We start from the raw sequence: 24,635 nt of genomic DNA, 5'->3' as shown, positions 1-24,635 counted from the left end.
GGAGTCAGGCCCCGCGGGACGGGACCAGGCGGTCCGGGCCGACCGCCCCCTGTACACGGCACCGCCGATTCGGAGATCCTCTGTAACCGTGACCGACAAGACAAGCGATCCTGCGTGGCCCAGGGGAATCAGCGCCCTCACCCTGTTCGTCGAGGACCTGGACACCACAGAACGTTTCTACCGGGAGGTCTTCGGGCTGCCGGTGATCTTCGAGGACGACAACTCGGCCGTATTCGGCTTCGGGGACACCCTCATCAACCTGCTGAGGACCACCGAGGCGCACGAGCTGATCGAGCCCGCGCGCGTCGCGGCCCCCGACGCCGGATCCCGCTTCCAGCTCACCCTTGCCGTGGATGACGTGGACGCGATGTGCGAGGAGCTGGCCGCACGAGGCGTGACGCTGCTGAACGGGCCGATGGACCGCCCCTGGGGAATCCGGACCGCCAGCTTCCGTGACCCCGGTGGCCACATCTGGGAGATCGCGAAGTGACCGGGGAAGCACCACCGAACGGCGAGATCAGGGCGCTGCTCAGAGCCCTGGAGGGGCAGCGACGCCACATCACGGGAATCCTCGACGGGCTGGACGCGGATGCGCTGCGGCAAGCCGTGCTGCCGTCCGGATGGAACTGCCTGGGACTTGTGCAGCACCTTGCGCTGGACGTCGAACGGTTCTGGTTCCGTGCCGTCGTCGCCGGTGAGAAGGACGTCATCGGGGCCCTGGACGACAGCGACGACGCCTGGCAGGTGGGTCCCGGTCTGTCGGCCGCCGACGTCCTCGGACGGTACCGCCACGAGACGGACCTGGCAGACGCCGTCATCGCCGCCACAGCTGCGGACACCCCCCTGGCCTGGTGGCCGCACCACCTCTTCGGCGAACCGCACCTGCACAACCTTCGGGACGTTCTGCTGCACGTCATCACCGAAACCGCGTGCCACGCAGGCCACCTCGACGCGGCACGGGAACTCATCGACGGCCGACGCTGGATGGTGCTGACCTAAGGGCCGTCCTGGCGGAGGGCGCGCACCATGACGGCGAACAGAGGGCTGTCGGGAAACGGCCGCTGATCTCCTATGTGGGCGTATCCCCACGTCTCGTAGAGCGCCTTGACCCGGGGGTGTTCCCGCTCGCACAGCAGCGTGACCCGTTGCTCCGTGCGGCGGCTGAGCAGTTCCTCATGAATGGCGTGCGCGGCGCCCGTGTCCCGCCACGGCTTGCGCACCATCAACTCGAACAGGGCGAGCGTGCGTGACCCGGTCTCTTTCGTGAAACCTTCGGGCAGGGGGGTGGTCATGTGTGTCCACCAGCGGGCGTCCTCGGGCAGCGGTGCGGCGTAGGCGTAGCCGACGGGTTCGGAACCGGCATAGCCGATCACCGCTTCCCAGCCGGTGCCTCTGGAGTGATTCGTCAGTCGTTGATCGAAACGCTCAAGACTGGTGAACGGCACATGCAGTTGACCGGCGTACACCTCCGCATACACGTCCAGGAGGACGTGGCGGATGCCCGGCAGCTCGCTGTCCGTGCAGTGCCGCAGATCGAGAGTCATTCGGCGGTCTCCTTCACGGTCGTGTGCTGCAGCCATTCGCGTGCGAGGGAGGAGGGGTGCGTGGTCAGCCGACGGCGGAAGTCGTCGAGGAGGCTGCTGATGCGGTGGCTTCCGGGCGCTGTTCCGGCTGTGGTGAGGGCGCGATCGGCGGTCGCGCACGCCGCCTCGATGTCGTCCTGATTGAGCTGCGCGAGGGCGAGTTGGGCGGTGTAGTAGACCCGGTTCCGGGTGAGCTCGGGGCTGAGCTGCGCAAGTGCCTGATGGGTGCGGGCCTCGGCCTGCTCGGGCCGGCCGAGCCGCTGGTGAACGATCCCGGCCAGGCCGTGCAGTTCCGCCCTGTCGTAATAGGCGAGCCAGGTGGGGCGACGGGCCGGATCGGTGCGGGCGAGCGCGTCCTCTGCATGGCCCAGGGCACGGAGTGCGGCCTGTTTGTCACGGATACGCGCGTGGGACAGGGCGATCCGGACGTGGGCGTGGGACGCGTACAGAGGATCGCGCCGCGCCATGCCCGAGTCCCGCACCGCCTGCGCGGCATGAAGGGCCTCGATGGGGCGTCCGCGTTGCCCCGCAAGCATGGCGACGTTGTTCCACGCCCGGTGAACGGCTTCGGGATCTCCGGACAGGCCGGCCAAGGTGACAGCACGCTCCAGATGCTGCGCGGCCCGCTGCTGGTGGTGCGAGTCGAGAGCGGCCCAGGCTGCGGTGCTCGCCGCGTTCGCGGCCGTGGCATAGAGCAGGGAACGTACCCGGGCCGAGGCGCGGCCGCTGTTGAGCAGGGACAGGGAATGGTTCATCCAGCCCAGGAATTGGGCTTCGATACGACTGGTGCCGCCGAGCTTGTTCTCTTCCTGATACAGAGCGTCCAGGGCCTGGTCGATGCGTCGGACGTCGCTGAAGCCGATGCTGTTCCGCGCTGCGGGCAGGACAGCGCCTGCGGCGGCCACCGCAGCCCTGGTGGTGAAGGCTCGTCGCTCCACGGAATCCTCCGGTGTCGCTCGGACGGCGGCCGAGGAGGAGCCCTGCCGGGGGACGAAGCCGAGCTCCTCGGCCGTGCAGCCGAATTCAGCCTCCAGAGCCTGCCGTTGACGGCTGTGCGGCCAACGGGTTCTTCCGGTCAGGTAGTTCCGGATATGCCGGTCCTGAAGGGTTCCGGGCCGGCCGGTCAGCCGCTCGATGTGCTCATTGAGCCGGGCTGCGAGTTCGTGCTGCATCAGACCCGCAGCATTCATACGATCGGCCAGTACGGCGTTGCCGGTCTTTCCCGTCATGAACTCACGGTAGCGACAACCGGCACCGGCAGTGGGGCGATCGGGCGCAAGAAATTTCCGGTCGTCCGTAAGCGGACCGCAACCCGAATTGCCTTCTGCGGAGGTTCATATGGGGATCTCCTTGGAGCACCATTCCTCGGAGATCTGAAGGCAATCGGGTGTGCTCCCGGCCGCCGGTAGGAGGACCCGTGACCGGGACCGAACCTCATGCCGCTCCACAGCACGCGGCCGCCGGCAACGGCATCGATATCGACGCGATCGCCCGGGCCGTCGACCATGCGCTGGCGAAACGCCCGACACGTCCCCGACGCGACGTCATCGACACGGGGACCAAGGAACTGATCGGACATCTGCGGACCTTGATGGCCGTCGAGGACTACGGCTACGACCAGGAGGGCCGTGGCGGCGTCCGGGCGCTGTTCCGTGTCGCGTACCGGAACCTCGATGTCGCCGTACGGCCGGACGGTGCCACGTCCGACGCCGTTGCCTTCACGTACTGGCGGATGATCGCGAGCCTGACCGCGGCGTTTCGCGACCTGTACGCGGCCCTGCCGGAGGAACCGACACCCTGATCCGGTCCGGCCGCCGCGACGTGATCCCCGCGGCCGGCCGCCGGGGAGTGAGCTGCGGCGAATCGGGCAGCTGATCGTCCACCGTGACGTGAGACGCAGTCGCGGGCGAGTTCAACTCCGCCTCCGCGCGGTGCCGTTGGGGGTCTACGTGGTCGTGCGCCTGCGGGCCAGTTCTCTGCTCTCCTCGGGCAGCGCGTCGGCGACCAGCAGCCGCGGCAACAGTTCCGGTTCGAGCGTCATCGCGCGGAAGGCCAGTGCCACGCTCACATCGTGGCCGGGCCGGTGCACGATCTCCACCGGGTCGCCGGCCCGGATCTCTCCCGGCTCGATCACGCGCAGATAGGCGCCCGGCAGTGCGGCCTGCGTGAACCGTTTGATCCAGCCCTCGCGCTCCAGCCAGCCTTGGAACGTGGCGCACGGGATCCGTGCGCACGACACCTCCAGGACCACGTGGGACCCGATGCGCCAGCGCTCACCGATCAGGGCGCCGTTGACGTCGAGGCCGAGTGTCGTGAGGTTCTCGCCGAAGGCGCCGCCGGCGAGCGGCCTGCCCAGCTCGGCCTGCCACCCGTCGAGGTCCTCGCGGGCATAGGCGTAGACGGCCTGGTCGGAACCACCGTGGTGCTTCACGTCATACACGCGGTCGCCCACGAGACCGACCGTGCCGGTGCCCTTCGGGCCGGGGGCGATGACGGAGACGGGACCCTGAACCGGCCGCTTGTCGATCCCGGTCGCGCTGAGGCCCTTCCACGGGTTGGGCCGAGGCCTGCCGACATTGACGGAGAGCAGCTTCATGCGGGCGAGGCTACGGTCCTCTGCCGGCCGGGGCGACATATTTGGCCGCCGCCCTCGGAACCGAGTGGTGATACGAGGGCGGCGTTCGCTTTGCAGGACTCGGCGGTCCGTCGTAGCGGGTGGCGACGGAGCGGCGCTGCTTCAAACGGTTGACGGCCCTGGGTGCGGCTGATCCGGTCATCGCAACCAGTGGGGTGGGAAGTGATGTCCTGTCAGACGTCCTGCCGTACGAAGGAAAGGCACACGACTGTGCGATCCATCGGAGCCCGCGCGACCCGCCGGACGATCCTGGCCACCGGGGCCGGGGCGGCCCTGGCCGCCGTGTCCCTGTCGCCCCCCGCGAACGCCGCCTCGACCGCGCACACTTCCCCGACAGCGTCCGGCGCGGCGGCCCGGGCCGCCCGGCAGTTACGCGCCCTGGAGCGGGAGCACTCCGCCCGGCTCGGCGCCTACGCCCATGACACCGCCACGGGCCGCACAGTGGTGTACCGACCGGACGAGCGCTTCCCGATGTGCTCCTTGTTCAAGACCATCGGCGCGGCGGCGGTCCTTCGTGATCTGGACCGCGACGGCGAGTTCCTGGCCCGCCGCATCCGCTACACCGCGCAGTACGTCGAGGCCTCGGGCAACTCGCCGATCACCGGCAGGGCCGAGAATCTCTCCCACGGGATGACGGTCGCCGACCTGTGCGCGTACTCCATCACGCACAGCGACAACACCGCGGCCAACCTCCTCCTCCGAGAACTGGGCGGCCCCGGCGCCGTCACCCGCTTCTGCCGCTCCATCGGCGACCCGGTCACCCGCCTCGACCGCTGGGAGCCCGAGCTGAACTCGGCGGAGCCATGGCGCGAGACCGACACCACCACGCCTCGTGCCGTCGGACGCACCTACGCGCGCCTCGTCCTGGGAGACGCACTCGTTGCCTGCGACCGCCGGCTGCTCACCGGCTGGCTGCTCGCCAACACCACCAGCGGTGAACGCCTCCGCGCCGGGCTTCCCGCCGACTGGACCGTCGCCGACAAGACCGCCGGCGGCAGCTACGGCGGCAACAACAACGCCGGCATCGCCTGGCCCCCCGGCCGCCCGCCGGTCGTCCTGGCCGTGATGACCACCAAGCCCGATCGGGACGCTCCCGCCGACAACGCCCTGGTCGCCGGAACGGCCGGCGTTCTGGCTGCGGCCCTGAGTCGACCACCGACGGCTGCACCGGGGAGGTGGCCCATGCCACCGGCCTGACCAGCACGGATTTCGGTTTCGCGTGATCCGTGGTGCTGGCACACTCATGCGTCATGACGACTGGACACAGCGCGGACACGACCCTGTGCGTCGGTGCGGAGGACCCGGTGCTCTCCACCCGGCTGAGCGAAGAGCTGACCGCGTTCAACAACGATGCGACCGGCGCCCACGACGACCGCGGCCTCTCCGTTCGGGTCACCGATGAGGCGGGCGAACTGGTGGCCGGGCTGGTCGGCTGGACCTGGGGCGGTTGTGCCGGGATATCGGAAGTGTGGGTGCGGGCCGACCGGCGCCACGAAGGTTGGGGGGCCCGCCTGGTGCGCGCCGCCGAGGACGAGGCCGTGGCGCGCGGCTGCACGTCGATGATCGTCTCGTCGATGTCCTTCCAGGCGCCCGGCTTCTACCGTCGGCAGGGCTATCGGGAGACCGGCAGCGGCGGAGGGATCCCGGGCGGCCACACCCGTCATCATTTCTTCAAGGAGTTGGGGCGGACGGAGACCTTCAGGGGCGCTTAGCCGAGTCGAGATGGGCGAACACCACGACGTTGTCCTTGTAGTCCTTGGCCTTCCTGTCGTAGGTGCCGCCGCATGTGATCAGCCGCAGCTGCGCGTTCGGAGTGTCGGCGTACACCAGCTCGTTGGGGAAGTTCGCCTTGCTGAACTTCTCGACGGAGTCGACCTTGAACGTGGCGACGCTGCCGTCCGCCCTGGTGATGTCGACTGTGGCGCCTTGCTTCACGAACTGGAGCTGAAGGAACACCGCCGGTCCGGTCTTCGTGTCGACGTGACCGGCGACGATCGCCGAGCCGCGCTCACCGGGCGTCACTCCGCCCTTGTACCAGCCGACCAGGTTGGTGTCGTTCGGCGGCGGGGCGTTGAGCTGCCTCTTCGCGCCGAGGGTCAGCGGTGTGAAGGGTGCGTTGACCGCGATCGACGGGATCTGAAGCTTCGTCGGGTTGGAACGCGGCATGAACAGCCCCGTCGGGCTGGGGGAGGCGGCGGCCGACGGAGCGGGAGGGGCGGCGGCGGGGGCGGGAGCTGCCACCGAGGGGGCGGTCAGCGGCTTGTTGTCCTCCGCAGTGCCGAACGAGTTGAAGATCATGAGCAGGCCCAGTCCGGCTGCTGCTGCGGGCCAGAGCAGGGTGCGGCCGAAGGTGGAAGAGCCGGTGCCGGATGGAGAGGGGTTCGAATCGGACGACTGCGGGGCGGCCATGGGAGCGTGCCTTTCTTCCGTGCGTCATCAGTCGGTCGGGCGGTGGGTCGGTCAGCCGGTGGGGGCGGGAAACGCAGCCGCCGCGGCCGCCGCCCCGAGGGACGGCGACCGCGACAGATGCGGCAACCCGCTGGCCGTTCAGTTCGTCCAGGTCAGTTCGTTCAGGCCACCGCACCGCCCGTGGCCTGACGGCGGCGCATCTTGTACGCACCGACGCCGAGCCCACCGATCAGCAGTGCCGAACCGGCGGCCAGACCGCTGCCGGCGGTCACGGCCGTCCCGCCACCACCGGTGCGGACTCCGCCGCTCGGCCGGTCGCTGTCGCCGCCCCTGCCGCTCTCTTCGCCACCGTCGTCGCCGTAACCACCGTCGTCGCCGTAACCACCGTCGTCGCCGTAGCCGCCCTCGTCCCCACGGCTGCCGCCGTCCCCACGGCCGCCCTTGTCGCCGTGGCCGCCCTTGTCGCCGTGGCCGTCGTCGGACACGACCATGGCCATGGCGCCGCCACCGGTGCGGACGCCACCGCTGGGCTTGCTGCCGTTACCGCGGCTGCCCTTGTCGCCGTGCTTCTCGAGGTAGCCGCTGCCCTTCTTCTTGTCACCGCCGTGCTTCTCGAGGTAGCCGCTGCCCTCCTCGCTGCCGTAGTCGCTGCCGTCCTCGCTGCCGTCCTCGCTGCCGTCCTCGTCGCCGGCCTCGTCGCCGTGCTTGTCGAGGTAGCCACTGCTGTCCTCGTCGACGAATCCGGTGCCGGCGTCCTCGCTGTCGCCACTGCCGTCCTCGTTGCCGTAGCCTCCCTTCCCGCCGTGGTCGGACTTCCCGCCGTGGTCGGACTTGTGGCCGTGGTCATCTTCACCGGCCGCCTTCATGGCCAGGGCACCACCACCGGTGCGGACGCCACCGCTGGGCCTGTCTCCGTCCTGGCGATCGCCACCTTCGTCGCCGCCGCGGCCGCTTTCGTCGCTGCCACTGGCGTCTTCGTCGCCGCCGCGGCCGCTTTCGTCGCTGCCACTGGCGTCTTCGTCGCCGCCGCGGCCGCCTTCGTCGCTGCCACGGCCGCCTTCGTCGCTGCCACGGCCGCCTTCGTCGCTGCCACGGCCGCCTTCGTCGCTGCCACGGGCGCCGTCTTCGCCCCGGTTGCCGTGCTCGTGGCTGCTGTGGGAGGAGCCTTCACCGTCCCGGTCGGCCACGGTCATCGCGAAGGCAGCTGGTGTCGTGATCGCCAGGACCGCACTGATGGCGGCCGAAGCGAACAAGGTGCGGGCAGAGCGCATCTGAACACGTTCCTTTCGGCGCAACTGCGGTGAGTGACTGGCTGTCGACTCGGTGTGACGCAGTAGCGACATGTTCCACCGTCAATCGAAAAGCGACTCAGCGCCATTAGGCAGCTCCGCGCCGGAGCTAATGCGTGGTCTCTTCGGGTGGTGAAAAGCGAATAATCACCCATTGGACTGTATGCAACGCCGCGCCGAGGTTTGGGGCTCGTCGGCCCACTCGTTTGCTGACTGCACCCCATGGTGACGGGTCGTTCGCTGGAGCTGGTGGCGCCCGTGCGGAGCACTCGAACTTGCCTGATTCCGCGCCGAGTTGGGGGTACCTGACTCCGACTCGGCCCCTGGCCGGACCGTCGCCCCGGCTTCCGGCTTTGCGATCCGCGCAGAAAATCGGGGGCGTTCGACGGTTCCGGCTGGAAATCCGGTCATAAATGAGTTGTCCGCCGGGGTGGCTTCCTGCTGTACTCCCGGCATCAGCCGACCGGTCGTCGGTCAATCGATACCCAGGAGACGATCATGCGCGGAACTCCCATGTTCATTCAGACGGAAATTGTCACCGATCTTGAGGACATGAAGCTTCGTGCACATGCTGAACCTGGGAATTCTGGCGCATGTCGACGCCGGTAAGACAAGCCTGACCGAGCGGCTGCTCCACGCCGCCGGGGTCATCGACGAGATCGGCAGCGTCGACGACGGGAACACCCAGACCGATTCCCTCGCGCTCGAACGACAGCGCGGCATTACGATCAAGTCGGCCGTCGTCTCGTTCCCCATCGACGACATCACGGTCAATCTGATCGACACACCCGGTCACCCGGACTTCATCGCCGAGGTGGAGCGGGTTTTGAGCGTGCTCGACGGCGCGGTGCTGGTCGTCTCCGCCGTGGAGGGTGTGCAGGCGCAGACCCGCGTGCTGATGCGGACCCTGCAGCGGCTGCGCATTCCCACGCTCATCTTCGTGAACAAGATCGACCGCGGCGGTGCACAGTACGCGTCCGTTCTGCGGACCGTCTCAGAGAAGCTGACCCCGGACGTGGTCGCGATGGGGTCGGTCGACGGGCTGGGGACGCGGAGCGCCCGCTGCACGCCGCACACGGACTCCGACCCCGGCTTCACCTCCCGGCTGACCGAGCTGCTCGCCGACGGCGACGACGCTCTCCTCGCCGCGTACGTCGACGGCGGCGCGTCGCTCCCGTACAGCACGCTCCGCAGCGCTCTGGTCGCGCAGACCGGGGAGGCGCTCGTCCATCCGGTCTTCTTCGGATCGGCCATCACCGGGACGGGTGTGGACGCTCTGATCGGTGGGATCAGGGAGCTGCTGCCCGCGGCCGAGGGCGACGTCGACGGGCCGGTCTCGGGCACCGTGTTCAAGGTCGAGCGCGGTTCGAGCGGCGAGAAGATCGCGTATGTCCGGATGCTCTCGGGAACGGTACGGACCCGCGACCGGCTGCCGTTCGGCCGGGACGGCGGACACGGTGACAATGACGCGCCGGACGAGCGAGGCGGGCGCCGCGACGGCAAGGTCACCGCCATCAGCGTCTTCGACGAGGGCTCCACCGTCCGTGCCTCGTCGGTCCGCGCGGGGCAGATCGGGAAGCTCCGGGGGCTCGGCGACATTCGGATCGGCGATTCGGTCGGCGTCCCGGGCACCGCCACGACCGGTCACTTCTTCGCCCCGCCGACGCTCGAATCGGTCGTCGTGCCCCGCGCCCCGGCCGGCCGGGGCGAACTCCATCTCGCACTCGCCCAGCTCGCCGAACAGGACCCGCTGATCAATCTGCGTCAGGACGACATCCGGAAGGAAGTGTCCGTATCGCTCTACGGTGAGGTGCAGAAGGAAGTCATTCAGGCGACGCTGGCCGACGAATTCGGGATCGACGTCACCTTCCGGGAGACCACCACCATCTGTGTGGAACGGCCGATCGGCAGCGGGTCCGCTTTCGAGGTCGGGGACACGGAGCACACCCCTTTCCTGGCGACCATCGGACTGCGTGTCGATCCCGCCCCGATCGGCAGCGGAGTGGAATACCGGCTGGAGGTGGAGCTCGGATCCATGCCGTTCTCATTGATGAGGGCGGTCGAGGAAACGGTCCGTTCGGCGCTGCGGCAGGGAATTCACGGCTGGCAGGTCACCGATTGCATTGTCACGATGACGCATTCCGGCTACTGGCCCCGGCAGAGCCATTCTCATGCCGTATTCGACAAATCCATGTCGAGCACGGCCGGGGATTTCCGCAATCTGACACCGCTCGTCCTGATGGCCGCGTTGCAACAGGCCGGCACCACGGTGTACGAGCCGATGCACCGGTTCCGGCTGGAGCTTCCGGCGGACACGCTCGGCCCGGCCCTGCCCGTACTCGCCCGCCTGCGCGCCGTGCCGCGGACCCCGGCGGTGCAGGGCGCGTCGTGCGTACTGCAGGGTGAGATGCCGGCGGCGCGGGTCCATGAGCTGCACCAACGGCTTCCGGCGCTCACGCGCGGCGAAGGCGTCCTGGAGACGGCCTTCGACTCGTACCGGGCGGTGGTCGGTACGGTCCCGGACCGTCCGCGTACCGACCACAACCCGCTCAACCGCAAGGAGTACCTGCTGCACACGGTGCGCAGGATCGCCGGGCAGGGGGATCCCCGGTAGCCGGTGCCAGGGCGGGAGGGGATCCGAGTCCGGCGTACCCCCGGACCTGCGCGGCTCCCCTTCCGACCCGATGTAGGGCACCCTTGGCTGCCGCCCACCGCCGCCCGCAGGGAGCCAGTGCACCGTTGTCCACAGCTGAGATCGCACACGAGCAGGACCATCTCGACATGCTCCACGCCCGCGTGGAAGCCCTCCGCGACCATGCCCGGAACCAGCTGACCGGCGTCCTCCGGGAGACCGGCGGGACCCGGCAGGGGTGGCTGGAGCGCGAGGCGTCCGCCGCCCGGTACGCCGGGCAGGTCGCGCGGTACGACGCTGCCGAGAACGGGCTCTGCTTCGGGCGGCTCGATCTGCGGGACGGCGATCGGCACTACATCGGGCGCGTCGGACTGCCCGCCGAGTCCGCCGACGACGATCCGCTGCTGCTGGACTGGCGCGCACCCGCCGCCCGCCCCTTCTACGTCGCCACGCCCGCCGCCCCGCACGGCGTCCGCAAGCGCCGCCACATCACCACCCGCGGGGACCGGGTCGTGCGGCTCGACGACGAGGTGCTCGACCGCGACGGGGTGCCGGTCGGCGAGCTGACCGGCGAGGCCGCGCTGCTCGCCTCGCTCGACGCCGGACGCACCGGCCGCATGCACGACATCGTTGCCACGCTCCAGGCCGAGCAGGACGCGATCATCCGCTCCGACCACCGCGGGGTCCTGGTGGTGCAGGGCGGCCCCGGCACCGGCAAGACCGCGGTCGCGCTCCACCGGGCCGCGTATCTCCTCTACACGCACCGGCAACTGGCCTCCCGGGGCGTGCTGGTCGTCGGACCGAACCCCACCTTCATCGGGTACATCGGTCAGGTGCTGCCCGGTCTCGGCGAGAACAGCGTGCTGCTGTCCACCGTCGGCGAGCTGTTCCCGGGCGTCCGCGCCGACCGGACCGAACCGTCGGAGACCGCCGAGCTCAAGGGGCGTACGGAGATGGCGGCCGTGATCGCGGCGGCGGTCCGGGACCGGCAGGTGCCGGCGGGCACCGGGCTGGAGGTCGAGTTCGACGGCGATGTCGTCCGCCTCGACCACGAGGAGTGCGTACGCGCCGCCGACGCGGCCCGCGCAACCAGACTGCCGCACAACAGGGCCGCCCCCGTCTTCCGGCGTGAGATCGTCGCCGCGCTGGCCCGGCGGTCCGTCGAGGACACCCGCCACCTCGCCGACCGGCTGGAGGCGGACATCGCCGAGGTGCTCGCCGAGGCCGATCTCGACCGTGCCGTACGCGCCGACCTGGACGCCCTGCCGGGGCTGCTCGGCGAGGACGACTCGGCCGCTGCCCAGGAACGGACCGAGGCGCAGGACATCGCCGACGTACGGCGGATGCTCGCCACCGACGCCGACGTGCGGGCCGCGCTCGACGCCCTGTGGCCGCCGCTCACCGCACAGCAGCTGCTGACCGACCTGTACGGCGACCGTGCGCGGCTCGCTTCGGCAGCACATGAACTGACCGATGCGGAAAGGGAGTTGTTGTACCGCGCGGCGGGGGACGGCTGGACCGCCGCCGACGTGCCGCTGCTCGACGAGGCCGCCGAACTGCTCGGTCAGGACAACCGTGCGGCCGAGGCCGCCGCCGCGGCCGAACGGGCGGAGGGTGTCGCGTACGCGCAGGGCGTCCTCGACCTCGCGGCAGGCGACGGTGAGGACGGTGAGGACGAGGAGCGCCTCACGGGCATGCTCGACGCCGAGACGCTCGCCGACCGTCACGAGGAACGCATGGTCCGGACCGTTGCCGAACGCGCCTTCGCCGACCGGGACTGGGTCTTCGGGCACATCATCGTCGACGAGGCGCAGGAGCTGTCCCAGATGGCCTGGCGGCTGCTGATGCGACGCTGCCCGACCCGCTCCATGACCCTGGTCGGCGACGTCGCGCAGACCGGCGACGCGGCGGGTGCCAGTTCGTGGGCGTCCGCGCTCGCCCCGCATGTCGGCGACCGGTGGCGGCAGGTGTCCCTCACCGTCAACTACCGCACCCCCGCCGAGATCATGGCATCCACCACGGAGGTTCTCGCGGCGCTCGGCCCGGGGCTCCAGCTGCCGCGCTCGGTACGGGAGACGGGGGTGGAGCCGTGGCGCATGCGCACCGAGCCCGGCCTGCTGGCCCGCACCCTCGCCGACCGGGCGGCGAAGGAGGCCGCCGCGCTGGAGGACGGCCGGCTCGCGGTACTCGTTCCTGACACCCGCCGTGACGAACTGGGCGCCGCGGTCGCCGAGTCGGTCCCGGGCGCGGTGTACGGGGACGAGCCCGACCTGGAGAGCCGGGTGGTGGTGCTGGGGGTGCGCCAGGCGAAGGGCCTGGAGTTCGACGCGGTGCTCATCGCCGATCCGACGGAGATCCTGGCCCGGTCGACACGCGGTCCGAACGACCTGTACGTGGCGCTGACCCGGGCGACACAACGCCTCGGGATCATCCATGGGGGTCCGGCCCCCGCGGTGCTGGAGCGAACGGTCACGGAACTCACCTGACGGTGGGCGACAGAGCCCGTCAGGGGATCGCGAGCCGGACCCGTTCCGTCACGACCGCCAGGTCCTCCTCGATCGCGGCCGCCGCCGCCGTGAGCGCGGGCAGCACCGCCTGACGCACGTCGTCCAGGGTGCCCCGGCTGGCATGGGCGGAGACATTCACGGCGGCGACCACCCGGCCGGTGCGGTCGTACACCGGCACCGCGATCGACCGCAGGCCCTCCTCCAGCTCCTGGTCGACCAGGGCGTGACCGTCCCGTCGCGCCTGCGCCACGGCCTCGGCGAGATCTGCGGCGTCGACCCGGGTGAACGGTGTCAGCGGCCGCACCGAGGCGCGGGCCAGCCGCTCGGCCGCCTCCTGCTCGGGCAGACCGGCAAGCAGCACCCGGCCCATGGAGGTGGCGTACGCCGGGAAGCGGGTGCCGACCGTGATGTTGACACTCATGATGCGTACGGTGTGCACCCGGGCGACGTACATGATGTCGTCGTCGGCCAGCACCGCGACGGACGCCGAGTCGTGCACCTGCTCCACCAGCCGGGCCAGATGGGGCTGCGCGATCTCCGCGAAGGTCAGCCGGGAGAGCCGGGCATAGCCCAGTTCCAGCACCGTGGGCAGCAGCGTGAAACGGCGTCCTTCACCGGCAGGGGCCGCGTACCCCAGCTGCTGCAGGGAGAGCAGCGCCCGGCGGGCGGTGGCGCGGGCCAGGCCGGTGACCTCCGCGGCGCCGGACAGGGTGAGCCCACCGGGCGCTGATCCCAGGGCGGTGAGCACGGCCAGCCCCCGGGTCAGCGACTGCAGGAATTCCGGACCCAGCTCCGCCTTGGTGGCGCGCGAGGTGTCCGGGCCGCCGGGCGCGGGCGGCGTGGCCGCCGGTGCGGGGGAGGCCAGTGCCGCCTCCATCCGCGCTCCGTACTCCCGCAGCCGGGGCAGGGCGTGCTCGGCCAGCGACCGGGCGCTGTGCCTGCTGGTGTGACTGGCCACGCTGAGCGCGCACACCGTGCGGCCGTCGGGGGCGTGCACGGGGACCGCGACGGCGACCAGACCGGGCTCGATCAGCTGGTCGTCGGCGGCCCAGCCGGCGCTACGGGCGTCGGCAACCCGCTGCCGGAAGACCGACTCCACCTCGGCGGGGGCCGGTGGTGCCGGGCGGGGCGGAACGGCGGGGAAGCCGGCGTCACGGGGGTCGTCGCGCAGCCGGGTGCGCCAGGCAGCTTGCTGCTCGGGGCTCCAGTCGGAGGCGAAGAGGGCGCCCGGGGCGCACCGCTCCGCGGGCAGCAGGTCGCCGATCTGGAAGGCCAGAGCCATGGTGCGCCGTCGGGTGGACTGGCTGATGAACCGCACCCCGGCGCCGTCCGGCACCGCGAGGGAGACCGACTCGTCCAGCTCGTCGGCCAACGCGACGGCGAGCGGTTCCAGGGCGTCGGGGAGACCGCAGCAGGTGAGGTAGGCATTGCCCAGCTCCATCAGGCGCGGCGCGAGCAACACGTCGCGGTCGTCCTCGATGCGCAGATATCCCAGGTGGGTGAGGGTGGTGACGATGCGATCGACGGTGGAGCGTGCCAGGCCGGTGGCGCGGACGAGATCGGCGGGACGCATCCGCGGTCCGGGGTGCGCGGCCAGGGCGCGCAGCACGGCCAGACCGCGCTCCAGCGGTCCGACCGGCTCGCCGCCGGGTGCTGCGGCGTCCACCTCGGATGCGGTCGCGGCATGCGGCATGCGGTCCTCCTCGTCGAGCCTCCGGGGTGTGCGGAAACCGTACCCGTCGGACCCTGCGGCCGCGCGGGGCGGCCGGGCCCTGCGCACCCGCTCCACCTGCGCCGACGGGGTGATCGGCGCCCGCCCCGGCAACGCCTGCGGTGCGCGGCCCTCTTCGGCCCCGCACTGCCGCTGCGTCAGCAGGAGCTCAGCCGATGTGCAGGCCCGCGTAGTTCTCGGCGAGCTCCGCGGCCGCGTGCCGGGACGACGACACGCGGTCCAGCTGGGAGACCTGGAGCCGGGTCTCGAATTCGCTCTGGCCCGGGTCGGTGTGCAGGGTCGTCGTCATGAAGTACGAGAAGTGCTCCGCGCGCCACACCCGGCGCAGACAGGTGTCCGAGTACTCGTCGAGCAGCTCGGCGGAGCCGCTGTCCTTCAGGTGGGCAAAGGCCCGGGCGAGCACGACGACGTCGGAGACCGCGAGGTTGAGCCCCTTGGCACCGGTGGGCGGCACGATGTGCGCGGCGTCGCCGGCCAGGAAGACCCGGCCCCAGCGCATGGGCTCGGTGACGAAGCTGCGCATCGGCAGCACGGCCTTGGAGGTGATCGGGCCGCGTTCGAGCCGCCAGTCGCCGTCGGTCGCGAAACGGGCGTCGAGCTCGTCCCATATCCGGTCGTCAGGCCAGTCGGCCGGGTCGGTGCCGTTCGGGACCTGCAGGTAGAGCCGGCTGACGGTGGTGGAGCGCATGCTGTGCAGGGCGAAGCCGCGCGGCGAGTGGGCGTAGATCAGCTCGTCGCAGGACGGCGGGACGTCGGCCAGGATGCCGAACCACGAGTAGGGGTAGACCCGCTCGAAGGTGCTCATGACGCTGTCCGGGACCGCCCTGCGGGTCACGCCGTGGAACCCGTCGCAGCCCACGACGTAGTCGCACCCGAGAGTCCGGTCCCGGCCCCGGTGGGTGTAGTGGATGACGGGCCGGTCCGTGTCGGCTCCGACGACCTCATTCACCTGGGCCTCGAACAGCAGCGGGGCGCCGTCCGCCACCTGAAGGGCGATCAGGTCCTTGACGACCTCGGTCTGGGCGTACACCCACACCTTGCGGCCGCCGGTGAGCGACGGGAAGTCGATGCGCTGTGCCCGGCGGTTCCAGCGCAGCTCGATGCCGTCGTGGACCAGACCCTCGCGGTCCAGTCGCTGGCCCGCACCGGACTCCCGCAGCACGTCGACCGTGCTCTGCTCGAGGATGCCTGCGCGCTGGCGCTGCTCGACGTAGGTGCGGTCCCGGCTCTCCAGAACGACGCAGTCGATGCCGGAGTTGTGCAGGAGCCGGGCGAGCAGCAGCCCCGCGGGGCCGCCGCCGATGATGCCGACGGTGGTGTGGTCCATGGCGGTCAGTTCTCCTCTTCGAGAATGCGGTTCGCGATGGCGAAAGCGGCGTTCGCCGCGGGCACGCCGCAGTAGACGGCCGACTGGAGCAGGACTTCCTGGATCTCCTCCGCGGTGAGACCGTTGCGCCGCGCGGCCCGCACATGCATCGCCAGTTCCTCATGGTGGCCGCGGGCCACCAGGGCGGTGAGGGTGATGCAGCTGCGGGTCCTGCGGCTCAGTCCGGGCCGGGTCCAGATCTCGCCCCATGCGTAGCGGGTGATGAAGTCCTGGAAACCGGCGGTGAAGTCGGTGGTGCGGGTGATCGCCCGGTCGACGTGCTCGTCGCCGAGCACGGCACGGCGCACGGCCATACCGGCGTCGTGCCGGGAGGCGTCGTCGGCAGGCGGTGCGGCATCGGCCGCGAAGTGTCCCAGCAGTGCGGCCAGTACGGGCACCGGACGCTCGATGTTGGCGAGGTGCGCGGCGTGCGCCACCTCGGTCAGGGCCGCGCCGGGGATGCCGTCGGCCAGCTCGCGGGCGTGCGCGACGGGCGTCGCCGGGTCCTCGCGGCCCGCAACGACCAGGGTCGGCGCGGTGATTCGAGGCAGCTCGGCCCGCAGGTCGAGGCCGGCGAGTGCGTCGCAGAGCCCGGCGTAGGCCCCGGGATCGGCCGCGGACAAGTCGTCGACCATCGCCCGGGCGGCCGGGGTGGCGGAGAAGGACGGGGTGAACCAGCGGGCGGGGGCGGTCTCCGCGACCGGGCCGGTGCCCTCGGCGCGCACCAGCGCCGCGCGGTCGGACCAGCCCTCCGGCGGGCCGAAGCGCGCCGAGGAGCAGAGGATCGCGAGTGAGGTGACCCGCTCGGGGTGGTGCACCGCGAGCCAGGTGCCGACAGCGCCGCCGAGCGAGATGCCGGCGTAGCCGAACTCCTCGATGCCGAGCGCTTCGGCGAGGCCGAGGACCAGCTGTCCGAGGTCGGCGACGGTGCCGCCGTCGGGCAGCAGGCCGGCCGGGGAGCCGCCGTGGCCGGGCAGGTCCCAGCGCACCACTCGGTGGGTCCGGGCCAGCGACGGGATCTGGGGGTCCCACACGGCTAGCGAGGTGCCGAGCGAAGGGCCCAGGATCAGCGGCGGGGCGGAGTCCCGGCCGTCCACGCGGTGGTGCAGCAGATGCTGCGCGGGGGCAGAAGTGCTCATGCGGTCTCCTCGTGCTGGTGGTGCGGGGCCGCCCGGCGGGCGGTGGGTCGCGGACGGCTCGCGGCCGCCGGTCGGCGCATCGGGTGGCTGCCCGGCGCCGTCGATGCCCGACACCGCGTCAGATCGGGTCCTGGGCAACGCCGGTGCGGCGTCAGGTCGGGTTCCGGGCGGCGCCGGTGCGGCGCAGGGCGCGGTCCACGAGGGCGCCCGCGGAGCCCGCGTACCGCGTCGGGTCGGTCAGTTCGCGCAGCCGGTCCTGCGGGAGGACGCCGGCGATGCCGGGCTCCTCCCGGAGGGCCTCGTCGAGTTCCATGCCCTGCTCGACGGCGCGGCGGGAGGCCCGGGACAGCGCCTGCCTGGCCTCGCCGCGGCCGATCAGGGCTGCCAGCACCGCGGCGAGCCGCTCGCTGATGATCAGGCCGCCGGTGGCGTCGAGGTTGTCCCGCATCCGGTGCGGGTGGACGCGCAGGCCCTCGGCCAGTTCGGCGGCGTCGCGGGCGGCTCCGCCGACCAGGCGCAGGGCCTGGCGCAGGGGCTGCCACTCGGCGTGCCAGGCGCCGGCCGGACGCTCGTCCTCGGCGGCGAGCCCGGCGTAGAGCACGGACGCGAGGGCGGGGACCTGTCGGGCCGCGGCGGCGATCAGCGTGGCGCGGACCGGGTTGGCCTTGTGCGGCATGGTGGAGGAGCCGCCGCCGCTGCCCTCGCCGAGTTCGCCGATCTCCGTACGGGACAGCAGCAGGACGTCCGCCGCGAGTTTGCCCAGTGCTCCGGCGGTGAAGGCGAGGGCGCCGGCCAGGTCGGCGACGGGGGTGCGCAGGGTGTGCCAGGGCAGCGCGGGCTCGGCCAGTCCGGTCTCGGCGGCGTAGCCGGCGAGCAGCCGCAGGCCCAGGTCCGGGCGGAGATCAGGGTCGGCGGCCGGGTCGTGGGCCTCGGCGAAGGCGTGAAAGGCCGCCAGGGTGCCCGCCGCTCCGCCGAGTTGTGCGGGCAGCGCAGCCCGGACGGCCGCGAGGCGTTCGTGGGCGTCGAGCACCAGCGAGCGCCAGCCGGCGGCCTTGAGGCCGAAGGTGGTGGGCACGGCGTGCTGGGTGAGCGTGCGTCCGGCGATCGGTGTGTCGCGGTGCTCGGCGGCGAGCCGCGCCAGGGCGTCGGCCGCGCGTCCGAGGTCGGCGAGGACGGGTTCCAGAGCGCGGGCGGCGACCAGCATGGCGGCCGTGTCCAGGATGTCCTGGCTGGTGGCGCCGCGGTGCACATGGGCGGCGGCCTGCCGGTCGTGCTCGGCGACGGCCGCGGTCAGGTCGGCGACGAGCGGGATGACGGGGTTGCCGCCGGAGCGGGCACGCAACGCGAGATCCCGGACGTCGTAGCGGGCGGTGTCGGCGGCCGCCGCCGTGACGGCCCGCGCCGCCGCGACGGGGGCGAGGCCCAGCGCGGCCTGCGCGCGGGTCAGCGCGGCTTCGGCATCCAGCATCGCGCGGACGTACGCGGCGTCGCCGGTGGCGGCCTCGACCGGTGACCCGGCCTGCCCCGGGGAGAGCAGGCCGAGGTCCTCGGCGCGGTCAGTCGAAGGCAAGGAAGACCGTCTCCTCGTGCTCACCGTCACCCTGCAGCCGGATGTCGAAGCGGTGCAGCCGTTCTCCGTGCGTGACGGCGAGGAGCGTGGCGCGGCGCTCGGGCTCCAGGCCGGCCAGCAGCGGGTCGGCCGCGGTGTCGGTAAGGCCGGGCAGGTAGATCCGGGTGTGCAGATGGTGCAGCAGGCCACGGGCGAAGACGATCACCGAGAGGTAGGGGACGCCGCCGGGCGGCAGCGTACGCAGCTCGTAGTGGCCGTCGGCGTCGGTCCCGACGCGGCCGAAGCCGGTGAAGCCGACGTCGCTCCGGCCGATGACCTCTCCGGTGACGGGGTCGCGGCGCAGCGAGCCGGGCGCGCCGCGGCGTGAGCCGTCGGGTGCGGGCTGCCAGATCTCGATGAGGGCGTCGGGGACGGGAGCCCCGGCGCCGTCGTAGACATGGCCGTGGACGGTGAGGGCGTCGGGGTGTCCGGCGGGGGCGATCTCGCCTCCCTTGGCGAACGGCAGCGCGTAGCCGTAGAACGGGCCCACGGTCTGCGACGGGGTGGTGGACATCAGCGGCCCTCCTCGATCCAGGTGGCGGCCGGACCGTCGAGGACGATGTCCCAGCGGTAGCCGAGCGACCATTCGGGGGTGGACAGGTCGTGGTCGTACGTCGCGACGAGCCGCCGGCGCGCGGAGTCGTCGGTGACGGACTGGAGGATGGGGTCGTAGGCGAAGAGCGGGTCCCCCGGAAAGTACATCTGGGTGATCAGACGCTGGGTGAAGGCGTTGCCGAAGAGCGAGAAGTGGATATGGGCTGGACGCCAGGCGTTGACGTGGTTGCGCCAGGGGTAGGCGCCCGGCTTGACGGTGACGAACTCGTACGCGCCCTGATCGTCGGTCAGGCAGCGGCCCACGCCGGTGAAGTTGGGGTCGAGCGGGGCGGGGTGTTCGTCGCGCTGGTGGGCGTAGCGGCCCGAGGCGTTGGCCTGCCAGACCTCGACCAGCTGGCCGCGCACCGGGCGGCCGTCGCGGTCCAGCACCCGGCCGGTGACCCTGATCCGCTCGCCGAGCGGCTCGCCCCGGTGCCGGCGGGTCAGGTCGTGGTCGAGGGCGGTGACATCGGTGACGCCGAAGACCGGGCCGGAGAGCTCCACGGCCTCGGGGTCGTGCAGGGCGACCAGCGGCTTGCCGGGGTGGCGCAGGACGCTGCTGCGGTAGGGGGCGTAACCGCGGTCGGGATGGCTCCTCCCGGGAGCGCCGGCGGCCACGGCCTTGGCGTAGGCCTCGCGCTGCTCGGCTATCTCCTCGGAGATCCGAGCTTGGGTCAGAGGGGTGGTCATACGGTGTTTCCTACCTTTCCAGGACCAGGGCGAGGCCCTGTCCGACGCCGATGCACAGGGCGGCGAGGCCGGTTCCGGAGCCCGCTGCGGCGAGCTGGTGGGCGACGGCTCCGGCGATACGGGCACCGGAGGCGCCGAGCGGGTGGCCGATGGCGATGGCTCCGCCGCGCGGGTTGACGACCGCGGGGTCGAGGCCGGGCCATTCGGCCAGGCAGCCCAGGGACTGGGCGGCGAAGGCCTCGTTGAGTTCGAACGTGGTCAGGTCGCCGAAGCCGCGGCCGGCCCTGGTCAGAGCCTTCCTGACGGCCTCGACGGGGCCGAGGCCGAAGTACTGCGGCTCGACGGCGGTGACGGCCGAGGCGCGGACGCGTGCCAGCGGCTCACGACCGGTGGCCTTCAGGCCCTCCTCGTCCACGAGCAGCAGCGCGGCGGCACCGTCGTTGAGCGGAGAGGCGTTGCCGGCGGTGACCGTGCCGTCCGGGCGGAAGACGGGCTTCAGCCCGGCCAGCGACTGTGGCGAGGTGTTGTCCCGAATGGTTTCGTCGCGGGTGAGGCCGACGCCCTCGACGGGCACGACCTCGCCGTCGTACAGGCCGTTCTTCCAGGCGCGGGCGGCCTTCTCATGGCTTGCCACGGCGAAGGCGTCCTGCTGCTCGCGGGTGACGCCGTACCGGTCGGCGATCAGTTCGGCGCCCTCGCCGAGCGGGACGGTCCACTGCGGCTCCAGGCGCTTGTTGACCATGCGCCAGCCGATCGTGGTGGAGAAAAGCTCCTGGTTGCCGGCCGGGAAGGCACGCGAGGGTTTGGGCAGCACCCAGGGGGCGCGGCTCATCGACTCCACGCCGCCCGCGACGGCGACGGAGGCGTCGCCGACCGCGATGGCGCGGGCGGCCTGGACGACGGCTTCGAGGCCGGAGGCGCACAACCGGTTGACGGTGCTGCCGGGGACGGTGACGGGCAGTCCGGCGAGCAGCACGGCCATCCGGGCGACGTTGCGGTTCTCCTCGCCGGCGCCGTTGGCGTTGCCGAAGAGGACGTCGTCGATCCGAGCCGGGTCGAGGTCCGGTGTACGGGTCAGCAGGGACCGCAGCACTCCGGCGGCGAGGTCGTCGGGGCGCACCCCGGACAGGGCGCCCCCGTACTTGCCGACCGGGGTGCGGACGGCGTCGACGATGTAGACGTCGCGCAGCTGACGTGTCATCGCGCGCTTCCTTCGACGGCCGCGGCGATCCGGACCGGGGCGGCGGTCAGGCGCTGGACCTCCTCGGCGGTGACGCCCGGGGCACTCTCCACCAGGACGAGGCCGTCGGCGGTGACATCCAGGACGCCGAGGTCGGTGATGATGCGGTCGACACAGGTCCGGCCGGTGAGCGGCAGTGTGCACTCCTCGACGATCTTCGGGCTGCCGTCCTTGGCGGTGTGAGTCATCGTCACGATGACCCGCCGGGCCCCGTGCACCAGGTCCATGGCCCCGCCGATGCCGGTGACCAGCTTGCCGGGAACGGCCCAGTTGGCGAGGTCGCCACGGGCGGAGACCTGCATGGCGCCCAGCACGGCGGTGTCGATGTGGCCGCCGCGGATCATCCCGAAGGAGAGCGCCGAGTCGAAGAAGGAGGCGCCGGGCAGGACGGTGACGGTCTCCTTGCCGGCGTTGATCAGGTCCGGGTCGACCTCGTCCTCGCGGGGGAACGGGCCGGTGCCGAGGATGCCGTTCTCCGACTCCAGGACGACCTGGACGCCGTCGGGGAGGTGGTTGGGGATCAGTGTGGGCAGCCCGATGCCGAGGTTCACGTACTCACCGTCGCCCAGCTCGCGGGCCGCGCGGGCGGCCATCTCGTCTCGCGTCCAGGCCATCAGGCCGACACCTCCCTGGTCGTGCGCTTCTCGATCTTCTTGTCCACGGCCTGCTCGGGAGCGAGCGCCACCACCCGCTGGACGAAGATGCCCGGCAGATGGACCTGGTCCGGGTCGATCTCGCCCGGTTCGACCAGCTCCTCGACCTCGGCGATCGTTATCCGGCCCGCCATGGCTGCCAGCGGATTGAAGTTGCGGGCCGACTTGTTGAAGACGAGGTTGCCGTGCCGGTCCCCCCTGGCGGCCCGGACCAGTGCGAAGTCGGTGGTGATACCCCGCTCCAGCACGTACTCGACACCGTCGAACTCGCGGGTCTCCTTGCGCGGCGATGCCACCGAGACCCCGCCCGCGCCGTCATAGCGCCAAGGCAGTCCGCCGTCGGCGACCTGCGTGCCGACGCCGGCCGGTGTGAAGAAGGCGGGGATGCCGCAACCGCCGGCGCGCAGCCGCTCGGCCAGGGTGCCCTGGGGGATGAGCTCGACCTCCAGCTCACCGGCGAGGTACTGCCGGGCGAACTCCTTGTTCGCGCCGATGTAGCTGCCCGTGACCCGGGCGATCCGGCCCGCCGAGAGAAGGACCGCGAGACCGGAGTCCATCGCGCCGCAGTTGTTGGAGACCACGCCCAGTCCGCCGACTCCGGTGTCGTACACCGCCTGGATCAGCGTGTTCGGTACGCCACTGAGGCCGAAGCCACCGACTGCGAACGACGCACCTTCGTGGACATCTGCCACGGCCTGCGCGGCCGAGGCGACCACCTTGTCCATGCGCCCGCCTATCCATCGTGTTCGCCAGATGAACTTAAGTTCATATTGCTCCCTGATTCTGATCCCAAGACGCCCGGTTCGTCAACGACTCGGGGCGGCAGGCTTTCCGGTTGCACTCGCCGCATCGAACGGACGCTCGCGGGGCGGGGCAGGGCGGGGCGTCAGTCGGTCGCACCGGCCGGCGCCGAGGTCTGCTGCGCAGCCGGACCACGCCGGGCGCGGCGGGCCGGCGGCACCCGGCAGATCGCGGCCGCGCCCAGCACGGCGGCGGCGAAGGTGGTGAATCCGAGGCCGGCGTTGCCGTCCTCGATGACGGCGCCGCCGAGCCAGGGGCCGACGACCGCACCGGTGCGGCCGATGCCGGTGACCCAGCCCAGGCCGGTGGCCCGCTGGGCGGGCGCGTACACGGTGGAGGTGGCCGAATACACCATGGCCTGGGCGCTGAAGAGCCAGATGCCGGTGATGAGGACGACCGTGCAGGCGACGCCGAGCGGCAGGTGGGCCCCGAGCAGGAAAGGTGCCGCAGGCGGTCAGGATGAACCAGATCGCGGAGACGCGCACGGCGCCGAAGCGGTCGGCGGCGCGGCCGGCCAGGAGCATGCCGACGATGCCGCCCGCGTTGATGATCATCAGGAAGGTGACGGAGGAGGAGAGGGAGTAGCCGGAGGCCCGCATCAGTGGTTCGGACACCGAATGTGCCGCGCCGGATGAGGGCGCGCGAGGAGCCCGTAGGGGATCCTCCGGGACCGGGGGTGTGAAGGCCGCCGCGCTCGCACGCTGTCCGGCGGCGCTCAACCTGGCGTCGCGCCGGGGTGGCCTCGGCCTGCCGGAAGCCGGCGGTGGATGCGGCGGCCTGCGTGCGGGCCGTCGTCCGGGCCCTGCTCGCCGCAGTCGGGACGGCCCGGTGCCGCCGCCGCCCTCTGCGCCTAGTTCAGCAACGCCCTCGCCGCGCGCGCCCGTCCTCTGATCGCCTCCGCAGCTGTCGGCTCCACCACCCCGACCAACTCCGCGTACTCCTCCATCTCGGCCGCCCCGCGAAGGAACTCCCCGCTCTGTACGAGCAGTTGAGCCCGCTCGTACCGCAGCCTCGCCGGATGGGACGGCAGCAGCAGCGACAGTTCCACCGCCCAGAGCGCCACCCGCGTGCTCTCCGGGCGGACCGCCGCCCACGCCCTGATGTTGTTCAGGATCCGCAGCACGATCTCCAGCGGGCGGGCCGGCACCAGCATCGACGGTTCCAGCGGCGCTCCGGTCGCCCCCGTCACCAGCAGCTCCGCGTCCTGCCCGGTCATCGGCCGGCCGCCGGCGAACGGATCGGCCAGCACCCGTTCGGCCGGATCGCCGAACCCGACGACGAAATGACCCGGCAGCGCCACCCCGTACACCGGGGCGCCCGCCCGCCGCGCCACCTCGATCCACACCACCGACAGCAGGATCGGCAGTCCACGCCGGCGCCGCAGCACATGGTGCAGCAGTGACGACTCCAGTCGCTGGTAGTCCGCCGAGGAGCCCGCGAACCCGCACCGTTCGCCGAGCAGTTCGGCCAGCGCCGAGGCCCAGGCATGCCCGCCCCGTACCCCGTACGGAAGCAGGCCCGCCAGCCGGTCCAGCTCGATCTGCGCCGCGTCGATCCCGTCCGCGTCCAGTGCCGGGTCGGCCTCCGCGGCCAGCAGCAGGCAGAGCAGCGCCAGGTCCGGCCGTTCGGCGCGCGCCTCCTCGGCGAACTGCCGTCGGATCTCGTCCCGCCCGGAGTCCGACGGGTTCTCGGGGTCCGGCGGATCCGGGGGGTTCGGCGGGTTCGGCGGGTTCATGGGGGACACGTATGTACCTTC

At 71.7% G+C, this 24,635-nt stretch carries 24 protein-coding genes; 8 read left to right on the top strand and 16 right to left on the bottom strand.

All coding sequences use genetic code 11. From position 1 onward, the window contains the following. Positions 1-88: 88 nt before the first annotated feature. Both OHA03_RS08325 and OHA03_RS08320 read left to right on the top strand, forming a co-directional pair. Positions 89-490, top strand: coding sequence for a VOC family protein (locus tag OHA03_RS08325; protein WP_267002262.1), 402 nt, complete (start codon positions 89-91; stop codon positions 488-490). After that, positions 487-999, top strand: a complete 513-nt coding sequence (locus OHA03_RS08320; RefSeq protein ID WP_267002260.1) for a DUF664 domain-containing protein — start codon at positions 487-489, stop codon at positions 997-999. Before OHA03_RS08325 ends, OHA03_RS08320 begins: the two co-directional genes overlap by 4 nt. On the opposite strand, the gene OHA03_RS08315 is transcribed toward OHA03_RS08320, so the two are convergent. Continuing rightward, complete coding sequence (locus OHA03_RS08315) at positions 996-1,544, bottom strand: N-acetyltransferase (protein WP_267002257.1); 549 nt, start codon at positions 1,542-1,544, stop codon at positions 996-998. The two genes, OHA03_RS08320 and OHA03_RS08315, sit on opposite strands and share 4 nt — an antisense overlap. Continuing rightward, the gene (locus OHA03_RS08310; RefSeq protein ID WP_267002255.1) at positions 1,541-2,812 is read right to left on the bottom strand and encodes an XRE family transcriptional regulator; all 1,272 of its coding nucleotides are present in this window, start codon (positions 2,810-2,812) and stop codon (positions 1,541-1,543) included. The genes OHA03_RS08315 and OHA03_RS08310 overlap by 4 nt, the downstream gene beginning before the upstream one ends. 188 nt (positions 2,813-3,000) lie before the next feature. Here OHA03_RS08310 and OHA03_RS08305 point away from each other — a divergent pair, with 188 nt between their 5' ends. Further along, positions 3,001-3,384: a hypothetical protein gene (locus OHA03_RS08305; RefSeq protein WP_267002252.1), complete on the top strand. Its 384-nt coding sequence runs from the start codon at positions 3,001-3,003 to the stop codon at positions 3,382-3,384. 144 nt (positions 3,385-3,528) lie between these two features. On the opposite strand, the gene OHA03_RS08300 is transcribed toward OHA03_RS08305, so the two are convergent. Further along, positions 3,529-4,179 (bottom strand): MOSC domain-containing protein, encoded by a 651-nt coding sequence (locus OHA03_RS08300; protein WP_267002250.1) that lies wholly within the window; start codon positions 4,177-4,179, stop codon positions 3,529-3,531. A gap of 249 nt (positions 4,180-4,428) precedes the next feature. Here OHA03_RS08300 and bla point away from each other — a divergent pair, with 249 nt between their 5' ends. Then, complete coding sequence (gene bla / locus OHA03_RS08295; RefSeq protein ID WP_267002248.1) at positions 4,429-5,415, top strand: class A beta-lactamase; 987 nt, start codon at positions 4,429-4,431, stop codon at positions 5,413-5,415. Positions 5,416-5,468: 53 nt separating this feature from the next. After that, complete coding sequence (locus OHA03_RS08290; RefSeq protein ID WP_267002245.1) at positions 5,469-5,930, top strand: GNAT family N-acetyltransferase; 462 nt, start codon at positions 5,469-5,471, stop codon at positions 5,928-5,930. Here OHA03_RS08290 and OHA03_RS08285 read toward each other — a convergent pair. Beyond that, positions 5,917-6,627 carry a class F sortase gene (locus OHA03_RS08285; protein ID WP_267002243.1) on the bottom strand — a complete coding sequence of 237 codons (711 nt, stop codon included), beginning with the start codon at positions 6,625-6,627 and terminating at the stop codon, positions 5,917-5,919. The two genes, OHA03_RS08290 and OHA03_RS08285, sit on opposite strands and share 14 nt — an antisense overlap. Positions 6,628-6,788: 161 nt before the next feature. After that, positions 6,789-7,898 (bottom strand): hypothetical protein, encoded by a 1,110-nt coding sequence (locus OHA03_RS08280; protein WP_267002241.1) that lies wholly within the window; start codon positions 7,896-7,898, stop codon positions 6,789-6,791. A gap of 580 nt (positions 7,899-8,478) precedes the next feature. On the opposite strand from OHA03_RS08280, the gene OHA03_RS08275 reads away from it, so the two are divergent. Continuing rightward, a complete protein-coding gene (locus tag OHA03_RS08275) occupies positions 8,479-10,530 on the top strand; it encodes a translation factor GTPase family protein (RefSeq protein ID WP_267002239.1) in 2,052 nt (683 codons plus the stop codon). Positions 10,531-10,655: 125 nt separating this feature from the next. Beyond that, entirely contained in the window at positions 10,656-13,034 is a 2,379-nt protein-coding gene (locus OHA03_RS08270) for an ATP-binding domain-containing protein (RefSeq protein ID WP_267002236.1), read from the top strand. Positions 13,035-13,053: 19 nt separating this feature from the next. Here OHA03_RS08270 and OHA03_RS08265 read toward each other — a convergent pair whose 3' ends face one another. From OHA03_RS08265 to OHA03_RS08220, 10 genes are all read right to left on the bottom strand, one after another. Next, positions 13,054-14,748 (bottom strand): IclR family transcriptional regulator C-terminal domain-containing protein, encoded by a 1,695-nt coding sequence (locus tag OHA03_RS08265; protein WP_267002234.1) that lies wholly within the window; start codon positions 14,746-14,748, stop codon positions 13,054-13,056. A gap of 187 nt (positions 14,749-14,935) precedes the next feature. Then, positions 14,936-16,114: a 4-hydroxybenzoate 3-monooxygenase gene (locus tag OHA03_RS08260; protein ID WP_267002232.1), complete on the bottom strand. Its 1,179-nt coding sequence runs from the start codon at positions 16,112-16,114 to the stop codon at positions 14,936-14,938. Positions 16,115-16,119: 5 nt separating this feature from the next. Beyond that, on the bottom strand, positions 16,120-17,292 hold the full coding sequence (gene pcaD, locus OHA03_RS08255; protein WP_267002230.1) for a 3-oxoadipate enol-lactonase: 1,173 nt from the start codon (positions 17,290-17,292) through the stop codon (positions 16,120-16,122). A 151-nt stretch (positions 17,293-17,443) separates the two neighbouring features. Next, the gene (pcaB, locus tag OHA03_RS08250) at positions 17,444-18,862 is read right to left on the bottom strand and encodes a 3-carboxy-cis,cis-muconate cycloisomerase (RefSeq protein ID WP_267002228.1); all 1,419 of its coding nucleotides are present in this window, start codon (positions 18,860-18,862) and stop codon (positions 17,444-17,446) included. Next, entirely contained in the window at positions 18,849-19,415 is a 567-nt protein-coding gene (gene pcaG, locus OHA03_RS08245) for a protocatechuate 3,4-dioxygenase subunit alpha (protein WP_267002226.1), read from the bottom strand. Before pcaG ends, pcaB begins: the two co-directional genes overlap by 14 nt. After that, positions 19,415-20,185 (bottom strand): protocatechuate 3,4-dioxygenase subunit beta, encoded by a 771-nt coding sequence (pcaH, locus tag OHA03_RS08240; RefSeq protein WP_267002224.1) that lies wholly within the window; start codon positions 20,183-20,185, stop codon positions 19,415-19,417. Before pcaH ends, pcaG begins: the two co-directional genes overlap by 1 nt. 10 nt (positions 20,186-20,195) lie before the next feature. Then, the gene (locus tag OHA03_RS08235) at positions 20,196-21,386 is read right to left on the bottom strand and encodes a thiolase family protein (protein ID WP_267002222.1); all 1,191 of its coding nucleotides are present in this window, start codon (positions 21,384-21,386) and stop codon (positions 20,196-20,198) included. Next, positions 21,383-22,039 (bottom strand): CoA transferase subunit B, encoded by a 657-nt coding sequence (locus OHA03_RS08230; protein ID WP_267002220.1) that lies wholly within the window; start codon positions 22,037-22,039, stop codon positions 21,383-21,385. The genes OHA03_RS08235 and OHA03_RS08230 overlap by 4 nt, the downstream gene beginning before the upstream one ends. After that, a complete protein-coding gene (locus OHA03_RS08225; RefSeq protein WP_267002218.1) occupies positions 22,039-22,803 on the bottom strand; it encodes a CoA transferase subunit A in 765 nt (254 codons plus the stop codon). The genes OHA03_RS08230 and OHA03_RS08225 overlap by 1 nt, the downstream gene beginning before the upstream one ends. Before the next feature lie 161 nt (positions 22,804-22,964). After that, positions 22,965-23,234, bottom strand: coding sequence for a hypothetical protein (locus tag OHA03_RS08220; RefSeq protein WP_267002216.1), 270 nt, complete (start codon positions 23,232-23,234; stop codon positions 22,965-22,967). A 104-nt stretch (positions 23,235-23,338) separates the two neighbouring features. Here OHA03_RS08220 and OHA03_RS08215 point away from each other — a divergent pair, with 104 nt between their 5' ends. Then, a complete protein-coding gene (locus OHA03_RS08215; protein ID WP_267002214.1) occupies positions 23,339-23,464 on the top strand; it encodes a hypothetical protein in 126 nt (41 codons plus the stop codon). 265 nt (positions 23,465-23,729) lie between these two features. Here OHA03_RS08215 and OHA03_RS08210 read toward each other — a convergent pair whose 3' ends face one another. After that, the gene (locus tag OHA03_RS08210) at positions 23,730-24,614 is read right to left on the bottom strand and encodes a transglutaminase-like domain-containing protein (RefSeq protein WP_267002212.1); all 885 of its coding nucleotides are present in this window, start codon (positions 24,612-24,614) and stop codon (positions 23,730-23,732) included. Between the last annotated feature and the right edge of the window lie 21 nt (positions 24,615-24,635).

Source organism: Streptomyces sp. NBC_00154 (assembly GCF_026342835.1).
In the GTDB taxonomy this organism is placed as follows: Bacteria; Actinomycetota; Actinomycetes; order Streptomycetales; family Streptomycetaceae; genus Streptomyces.
This window is presented reverse-complemented; position numbering and strand designations above follow the sequence as displayed.

Excerpts from the sequence above, each read along its gene's own strand:
- OHA03_RS08225 (WP_267002218.1), bottom strand. The coding sequence starts at position 22,803 with ATGGACAAGGTGGTCGCCTCGGCCGCGCAGGCCGTGGCAGATGTCCAC.
- OHA03_RS08220 (WP_267002216.1), bottom strand. The coding sequence starts at position 23,234 with ATGGTGTATTCGGCCACCTCCACCGTGTACGCGCCCGCCCAGCGGGCC.
- pcaD (WP_267002230.1), bottom strand. The coding sequence starts at position 17,292 with ATGAGCACTTCTGCCCCCGCGCAGCATCTGCTGCACCACCGCGTGGAC.
- OHA03_RS08310 (WP_267002255.1), bottom strand. The coding sequence starts at position 2,812 with ATGACGGGAAAGACCGGCAACGCCGTACTGGCCGATCGTATGAATGCT.
- OHA03_RS08230 (WP_267002220.1), bottom strand. The coding sequence starts at position 22,039 with ATGGCCTGGACGCGAGACGAGATGGCCGCCCGCGCGGCCCGCGAGCTG.
- OHA03_RS08260 (WP_267002232.1), bottom strand. The coding sequence starts at position 16,114 with ATGGACCACACCACCGTCGGCATCATCGGCGGCGGCCCCGCGGGGCTG.
- OHA03_RS08235 (WP_267002222.1), bottom strand. The coding sequence starts at position 21,386 with ATGACACGTCAGCTGCGCGACGTCTACATCGTCGACGCCGTCCGCACC.
- pcaG (WP_267002226.1), bottom strand. The coding sequence starts at position 19,415 with ATGTCCACCACCCCGTCGCAGACCGTGGGCCCGTTCTACGGCTACGCG.
- OHA03_RS08265 (WP_267002234.1), bottom strand. The coding sequence starts at position 14,748 with ATGCCGCATGCCGCGACCGCATCCGAGGTGGACGCCGCAGCACCCGGC.
- OHA03_RS08280 (WP_267002241.1), bottom strand. The coding sequence starts at position 7,898 with ATGCGCTCTGCCCGCACCTTGTTCGCTTCGGCCGCCATCAGTGCGGTC.
- OHA03_RS08215 (WP_267002214.1), top strand. The coding sequence starts at position 23,339 with ATGAACCAGATCGCGGAGACGCGCACGGCGCCGAAGCGGTCGGCGGCG.
- OHA03_RS08315 (WP_267002257.1), bottom strand. The coding sequence starts at position 1,544 with ATGACTCTCGATCTGCGGCACTGCACGGACAGCGAGCTGCCGGGCATC.
- OHA03_RS08290 (WP_267002245.1), top strand. The coding sequence starts at position 5,469 with ATGACGACTGGACACAGCGCGGACACGACCCTGTGCGTCGGTGCGGAG.
- pcaH (WP_267002224.1), bottom strand. The coding sequence starts at position 20,185 with ATGACCACCCCTCTGACCCAAGCTCGGATCTCCGAGGAGATAGCCGAG.
- OHA03_RS08210 (WP_267002212.1), bottom strand. The coding sequence starts at position 24,614 with ATGAACCCGCCGAACCCGCCGAACCCCCCGGATCCGCCGGACCCCGAG.
- OHA03_RS08300 (WP_267002250.1), bottom strand. The coding sequence starts at position 4,179 with ATGAAGCTGCTCTCCGTCAATGTCGGCAGGCCTCGGCCCAACCCGTGG.
- OHA03_RS08285 (WP_267002243.1), bottom strand. The coding sequence starts at position 6,627 with ATGGCCGCCCCGCAGTCGTCCGATTCGAACCCCTCTCCATCCGGCACC.